General features: G+C 45.4%; 9 protein-coding genes. 3 read left to right on the top strand and 6 right to left on the bottom strand.

Going from position 1 to position 6,073, the window contains the following annotated elements:
- Window positions 1-365 precede the first annotated feature (365 nt).
- Complete coding sequence (locus O9290_RS02425) at window positions 366-1,100, top strand: PEP-CTERM sorting domain-containing protein (protein WP_288055656.1); 735 nt, start codon at window positions 366-368, stop codon at window positions 1,098-1,100.
- 173 nt (window positions 1,101-1,273) lie between these two features.
- On the opposite strand, the gene O9290_RS02420 is transcribed toward O9290_RS02425, so the two are convergent.
- Complete coding sequence (locus O9290_RS02420) at window positions 1,274-1,591, bottom strand: DUF3067 family protein (protein ID WP_002756874.1); 318 nt, start codon at window positions 1,589-1,591, stop codon at window positions 1,274-1,276.
- Window positions 1,592-1,755: 164 nt separating this feature from the next.
- Window positions 1,756-3,657, bottom strand: coding sequence for a glutamine--fructose-6-phosphate transaminase (isomerizing) (gene glmS / locus O9290_RS02415; RefSeq protein ID WP_288054859.1), 1,902 nt, complete (start codon window positions 3,655-3,657; stop codon window positions 1,756-1,758).
- 411 nt (window positions 3,658-4,068) lie between these two features.
- Between glmS and O9290_RS02410 the strand changes: the two genes are divergently transcribed.
- A complete protein-coding gene (locus O9290_RS02410; RefSeq protein ID WP_158499364.1) occupies window positions 4,069-4,245 on the top strand; it encodes a hypothetical protein in 177 nt (58 codons plus the stop codon).
- Window positions 4,246-4,325: 80 nt separating this feature from the next.
- Here O9290_RS02410 and O9290_RS02405 read toward each other — a convergent pair whose 3' ends face one another.
- Both O9290_RS02405 and O9290_RS02400 read right to left on the bottom strand, forming a co-directional pair.
- Window positions 4,326-4,694 carry an aspartyl protease gene (locus O9290_RS02405; protein ID WP_043998808.1) on the bottom strand — a complete coding sequence of 123 codons (369 nt, stop codon included), beginning with the start codon at window positions 4,692-4,694 and terminating at the stop codon, window positions 4,326-4,328.
- A complete protein-coding gene (locus O9290_RS02400) occupies window positions 4,691-4,966 on the bottom strand; it encodes a hypothetical protein (protein ID WP_002756880.1) in 276 nt (91 codons plus the stop codon). Before O9290_RS02400 ends, O9290_RS02405 begins: the two co-directional genes overlap by 4 nt.
- Window positions 4,967-5,178: 212 nt before the next feature.
- On the opposite strand from O9290_RS02400, the gene O9290_RS02395 reads away from it, so the two are divergent.
- Window positions 5,179-5,397: a hypothetical protein gene (locus O9290_RS02395; RefSeq protein ID WP_002756882.1), complete on the top strand. Its 219-nt coding sequence runs from the start codon at window positions 5,179-5,181 to the stop codon at window positions 5,395-5,397.
- A 282-nt stretch (window positions 5,398-5,679) separates the two neighbouring features.
- Here the strand turns inward: O9290_RS02395 and O9290_RS02390 are convergent, their stop codons facing one another.
- Both O9290_RS02390 and O9290_RS02385 read right to left on the bottom strand, forming a co-directional pair.
- Complete coding sequence (locus O9290_RS02390; protein ID WP_002756884.1) at window positions 5,680-5,955, bottom strand: BrnA antitoxin family protein; 276 nt, start codon at window positions 5,953-5,955, stop codon at window positions 5,680-5,682.
- A partial coding sequence (locus O9290_RS02385; protein ID WP_353852114.1) for a BrnT family toxin occupies window positions 5,918-6,073 on the bottom strand: 156 nt, incomplete at its 5' end. The genes O9290_RS02385 and O9290_RS02390, both read right to left, overlap by 38 nt.

The raw sequence follows: 6,073 nt of genomic DNA, 5'->3' as shown, positions 1-6,073 counted from the left end.
GTAGTTGGGTAGGGTGCGTTAGGCAATCCCTTGTTTTTAGGGCAAAAATCAAGCTCTGAATATTGCCGTAACGCACCACAAAGAAAGGTTTTTGGTGAGTTACGCTAACGCACCCTACTGGGGAGCATCTCACTTTCTTTTCATTTCATTAACTTGACTGGTGCAAGTTGGGAATCTGGTAATGTACCGCAAGTCCTTCGTCATCGCTGTGCTTATCTAAATGGTTGCCTTTTTTAACTTTTTTATTGATCTCATTAAGCATTTCTACTTATGTCAAAGGGCAGATGCTCCCAGGTTATAAATATTCTAGACTACGGATGTCTCCGCATTACTGCCCTAATTAATAAATTGACAAACAACTTAAAATGATCACCAACATATCTAGACAACTAACCACTGGCGCTCTTGCTATCGCTGGCAGCGTTGCCGCTTTCGGCTTTGCCAATACTGCCCCCGTGCAGGCGCAGGCGGTGTGTTTACCACAAAGTTTCAACAATTTCAAGACCAATTCTTGCCGAAAAGGGGACAAGTTGTTTACACACATCAACTCATCTGGCAGTGGTATAAATGACCCGGCCAATTTTCTGACCATTACGGAAACCGTGCTGCCCTTGGGCGATTTGCACACCTTCACCTTCACCCCAGCTACCCCTCTGACCAGTTTAGGTGGCGTTTATGTCATAGATTACACGATCGAGATCGTTGATGACCCCGACACTCCCGACAACGAACTTTTGACGAAGATGTTCGAAGCATTCAGCGCCGGCTATACCACAACTGGCCAGACTGACTCCGGTGTCTCTCTGAACCAGACGGTTTGGTCAGATGCTTTCGGCGGGTCGAGTTTGGTCGGAACCTCGGAGGCCAAAAGCTCTAATATTGGTGGCACTGGCTCTCCTGGCCTAACGGTTCCAATTGATCCGAATATCCTGAAACTTTACGTCAGAAACACTTTCTCTGTCTCTAGTCTTAACGGATCACTTAACAGTATCACCAACGATTTCAGACAAAAATCCATTGTTAAAACCCCCGAACCTTCTGCTATCCTCGGTATCTTAGCCGTTGCTGGTGTTGGTGCTTTCGCTCGTCGCAAGAGCTAGTCACTGCCATTGAATCAAAAGCAAGCGTTAAGGTTAAGCTTAACGCCTTTTTTTGTGTCTAGAGAAGGGGATGGGGGAGTGGGGGGTTCGAGCATTTGTATTAAAATATCCAATACGCAATTTAAATGCAGTATACTGTTCACTTAACAATCCCACTGGTCACTGATAATTGATCACTGATCACTGATCAGCCATTCCGATGCCCTTTCACCTAAATCTAGGGCCAGACTAACCGCTTTACCGAGACGGGGACGCTCGCGGGTTTCGCGGATAAAAGCTTGAAATTGACTAAAACCACCCCATTCGTGGAGATAATTAGCGATCGCATTGAGATGTTCCAGATATTCAGACTCGGAGAGGGGAAAAGAAGCTTGTTCGAGATATTTCCACATTACCTGGACATGAACCTTATCTTTGATGCGTCGTAGCTGGATATCGTAGGAACGACCCCATTTTTCTAGTAATAATTGCTGTAAGTCCACACCCGTCATGGTTGCTATCGCTTCTCAGATGTCAGTCGGCCTCTTGATTTTATCACAAATGTCAGGGGAAGACCCTCGGTTTTACCGAAGGGATGACACCTGAACAACATAGAACAGCAAAGCACAACGATCAGATATCTCCGCTTGATCGGATAGTTTCAACCTGATGAACTTTACTCCACTGTGACACTTTTGGCTAAATTGCGCGGCTGATCCACGTCTAAACCGCGACGGGCTGCGATATGATAGGAGAGCAATTGTAGGGGAATTACTGTTAGAATTGGCGATAATAGTTCTTCAATTTCCGGCACATACAACAAATCATTAAAGACTTTTGGCGCTTCCGTATCGCTGTCGGCAACTACTCCCAATAATCGCGCATCCCTTGCTTTTGCTTCCTGTGCATTGGAGAGAACCTTATCATAAACTATCCCCGGCATAGCAATCGCTACTACGGGAACTTTTGCATCTAAAAGCGCGATTGGTCCGTGTTTCATTTCTCCGGCTGGATAGCCTTCCGCATGAATATAACTGATTTCTTTGAGTTTTAAGGCCCCTTCTAAGGCAATGGGGAAATTAATCCCCCGTCCCAAGAAAATAAAGTCTTGGGTGTCATTAAATTCATGGGCCAATTCTTCGATCGCTTTTTCCTGTGTTTCTAAGACAGTTTCGATCGATCTTGGCAGCGATCGCATTCCATTAATAATTTCCTCGATTCTCTCTAAAGACAAAGTTTGACGACGATAGGATAAATCCAAAGCTAAGAGATAAAAACCCAATAATTGTGCCGTAAAACTCTTAGTTGCCGCCACCCCGATCTCGATTCCTGCTTGGGTATTAATAATCTGATCGACCATTTGTGCTAGGGTACTTTCGGGGCGATTAGTAATCCCGATAATCCGGGCCTGATATTTTTTTTCTAATCCTAAACGGCGCTGTTTTTCCGTTTCCAAAGCCGCTAAAGTGTCGGCTGTTTCCCCCGATTGCGTCACCCCGATAGTTAAAGTATTGGGCATCAGGGGCGTGGGTGCATAGCGAAATTCCGAGGCGTACTGTACCCTTGTGGGAATACCCGCCAACTGCTCGATCAAGTATTTACCGACTAAACTAGAGTGCCAACTGGTTCCACAGGCTAAAATCTGAATATGTTCTAAATTATCGTAAATTTCTTCAGAAAAATTAATATTTATCGGGTTGACATTATCCTCATTCTGTGCTGTCCAATGGGGATGCAGATAGGTCCCTAAACAGTCGCGCACCACTCCGGGTTGTTCGTAGATTTCCTTGAGCATGAAGTGACGATAACCCTGTTTTTCTACGGTCGTCGGACTCCAATCGAGGACTCTGGGGCTTTTACGGACTCTTTTGCCCTCAAAATTATAAATTTCTACTCCCAAGGGTGTTAACCGAGCGATTTCGCCATTATCCAGGGACAGCACTGCCCGGGTATGGGGAACCAAAGCACTGACATCGGAGGCACAGAAAAACTCCCCCTGACCAAAACCGATGATTAAAGGGGCGTGTTGCCGCACGACAATCAATTCATCGGGATAATCGGGACTAATCACCCCTAGGGCAAAAGCACCCTCTAAACGTTCAATTGCCCTTAAAACTGCCTTGAGGAAAGGACTCACCCCCAAGTAGTCTTCATCGGTAGGTTTGGGTAGATAACTGGCGATTAGATGGGGAATAACTTCTGTGTCGGTTTCCGAGTCAAATATACAGCCTTTCTCCTTTAATTCTGTTCTTAATACCTGAAAATTTTCGACAATGCCATTCTGTACCACTGCCACCCGTTGACTATTATCGGTGTGGGGATGGGCATTACTTTCTATGGGTTTGCCGTGGGTTGCCCAACGGGTGTGACCGATGCCAATTTGGGAGGGATTAACTTCCTGTTCTAATTTTTCCCGCAGATTGTAGAGTTTTCCCTGGGCGCGGACTCGATGTAATTCACCTTCGAGAATTGTGGCAATTCCTGCCGAATCATAACCCCGATATTCTAAACGTTCCAAACCAGCTAGGAGAATATCGATCGCTGTTTGGGTTCCGATATAGCCAACAATTCCGCACATTCTTTCCCTGACCCCATTTAGGCTAAGTCCGATCTATTCTATCGCAAGCGTGACACTTGTTTGCTTAGAGGCTAAAGACGCACTGACAAGGGCAAAGTTTCCTCTAATGGGACTCATCCTTCGCTCATTTTTGGGAGCAAGATGGGGTCAAAGAGTTGGAAAAGCTCACCCCGTCAAGGATTGAGCGAGCGGTACTGACGGGATTTGATCCTGAAGCAAAGAAGTCAGTCCCATACTCAAACAAGAGACCTCTTGCAAAAATCAAAAATCTTCCTTTAGGTGAGGAGTAAGGAGCCAGTAGCCAGGAGAATTAAGAATGAGCGTTAATTGATTAGGGTTTGCGGCAAAAAGTTTTTCGTGGGGGCAGGGTGTGGGGTGTAGGGTGTAGGGTTTTACCGATTTTGAGTGGGCATGGTGCGTTCCCAAAAATCGATCGGTGGAGCAGTGGGAGCCAGATTAGGGGACGCACCCTACAAGATCGCACTACGCAGTGCCTTCGGCATCGCACTACAATTGCTCCAGCAGCATATCGTACTCTGCATGGGAACCAACCCAGAACCAAATCACCGTATCATAGACAACATCTAACGTATAGGGCTTAATATATTCTAGCTTTCACGTTGCTACAGCGATGGCGTACTGTTACCCAGTGCCTTCAGCATCGCACTCTACTTCAACGCTTCGATCGTAACTAAACCACCCTCAATTGCCTGAATTCGCAAATCGTATCCTCGTAATAGCTGCATCCCAATCAACGGAACCGTCTCTGATTCGTTGATGTAAATCTCACGATATTGCCCGTCCCAGATCACAAGCCCGATGTAAACTTCAAACGTGCAGAAAGTCCCATCGCCTAACGTCGCAAGATCTCGACCCTCCCAAATAAACCCTAACCTAGCAATTATGTCAGACGGCAAGGTGAGAAAACCCGAAAATCCTGTATCAATTACAGCATCTACTATCTGCGTTGTTTCATTGTTTCTGACTGCGATCGCTAACGTCGCCTCACAGCCTTGATTTACACGACCTTGCATCATGGCTTTGTTCTCAGGCTCCGTGCGCCAAAGTGATCGACGGCTGAATGCCCAATGCGAACAAACCATGTCTGAGTATCAGGCACTCGTGCAGAAAGTTGCTTCGCTGCGCTTACCAAATCATCCGCTACTTCAAAAGCCCCTGTTTCAATGTCAATTGCCACAATTTTCCCCTGATTACCCTCCTCGACTTGGGGACGTACCTGAGATTGATAAATCTCATTACCACGTCGAGCAAATTCTTCTTTACTGTAGCGGGGTTGTCGAACTGTCATTGAAGCGACCCTGTGGCGACTTTTGCCCCTCTATTTTAACCAAACATTGGGAATCTTCGCTAACATTCCTCAACTGGTCCGACCAGAGCGGCATCGCACCTAAACTCACAGTTTCAATCCATGGGCATGGTGCGTTCCCCAAAAATCGATCGGTGGAGCGGTAGAAGTTGCATTAGGGAACGCACCCTACAAGATCGGCGATCGCACTGCGTATGTTGTCTGCACTTCATGGAATTGGAGTCATTATTCTAGATACGGAAAACCCTTCTGAAAGTGAGATATTTTTACCAGCAAAATCTAGGGCAGAAATTGACTGGCAATCAGTGAATCGTATTGTGGTTGAAAATGATGATTTTAAAGATTATATTGAGCTAGTTTCAACTTATTACCAAACTGGAAGAATTAGAAGTCGGGATTGGAATAAAATTTGATAGATTTTCATAATCCCCGACCTTGATGATTAAAACCCTTAACCGTTTGTTCGGATATCTACTAGGGTACTGCCAACAATCTCTTTTAAGGAGACTGATCACAGAAGCTTTCTAGACTTCTAGCAAAGATTCTTAGATCTGACTGCACTTTGTCACAAAATTTCACTATTATTTCGGGTGCGGTGATTTGTTATAGCGGTTTTCAGTCTAATAAGGTATGGTAAATCCCTTGTTATGCCGCTGCAATCCTTGTTTTCAAATACAAAAATATGAATCTGCCTGTTATTGATGTGCCTCCATATACGCTCGTAGCAATTGATTGATCTGTGTTTGATAGCCACGCCCTTGAGACTTAAACCACTCTAATACATCGCTATCAATGGGGAGTGTAACTTGAGCCTTGGCTTTTGTAGCAGGTAAACCCCGCCGCACTACCGCCTTAGCAAACATTTCTGGCGTAATCTCTGGACAATCTGATAAATCAATATCTTCATCGCTCATCGCATCCAATCGTTGCCAATCAGTTTGAGAGTTGCTCGAAGTAGGTTCGTTGTTCATATTTCGTCGCTTTTCTTGCAGAAATAATACGGGTGCAATCCTCACGTTCTGTATGGACAACGGCAATCACTCGCCCTTGCAACAAACCGAATGTGACAAAACGCTGCTCTCCATAACC

This window comes from Microcystis sp. LE19-41.2A (assembly GCF_027530405.1).
Lineage (GTDB): Bacteria > Cyanobacteriota > Cyanobacteriia > Cyanobacteriales > Microcystaceae > Microcystis > Microcystis aeruginosa.
The sequence above is the reverse complement of the archived record's forward strand: the minus strand, read 5'-3'. Positions and strand labels throughout refer to the sequence as shown.

Coding starts and splice junctions, on each gene's coding strand:
- O9290_RS02425 (WP_288055656.1), top strand. CDS start 366: ATGATCACCAACATATCTAGACAACTAACCACTGGCGCTCTTGCTATC.
- O9290_RS02420 (WP_002756874.1), bottom strand. CDS start 1,591: ATGACGGGTGTGGACTTACAGCAATTATTACTAGAAAAATGGGGTCGT.
- glmS (WP_288054859.1), bottom strand. CDS start 3,657: ATGTGCGGAATTGTTGGCTATATCGGAACCCAAACAGCGATCGATATT.
- O9290_RS02410 (WP_158499364.1), top strand. CDS start 4,069: ATGGTGCGTTCCCAAAAATCGATCGGTGGAGCAGTGGGAGCCAGATTA.
- O9290_RS02405 (WP_043998808.1), bottom strand. CDS start 4,694: ATGATGCAAGGTCGTGTAAATCAAGGCTGTGAGGCGACGTTAGCGATC.
- O9290_RS02400 (WP_002756880.1), bottom strand. CDS start 4,966: ATGACAGTTCGACAACCCCGCTACAGTAAAGAAGAATTTGCTCGACGT.
- O9290_RS02395 (WP_002756882.1), top strand. CDS start 5,179: ATGTTGTCTGCACTTCATGGAATTGGAGTCATTATTCTAGATACGGAA.
- O9290_RS02390 (WP_002756884.1), bottom strand. CDS start 5,955: ATGAACAACGAACCTACTTCGAGCAACTCTCAAACTGATTGGCAACGA.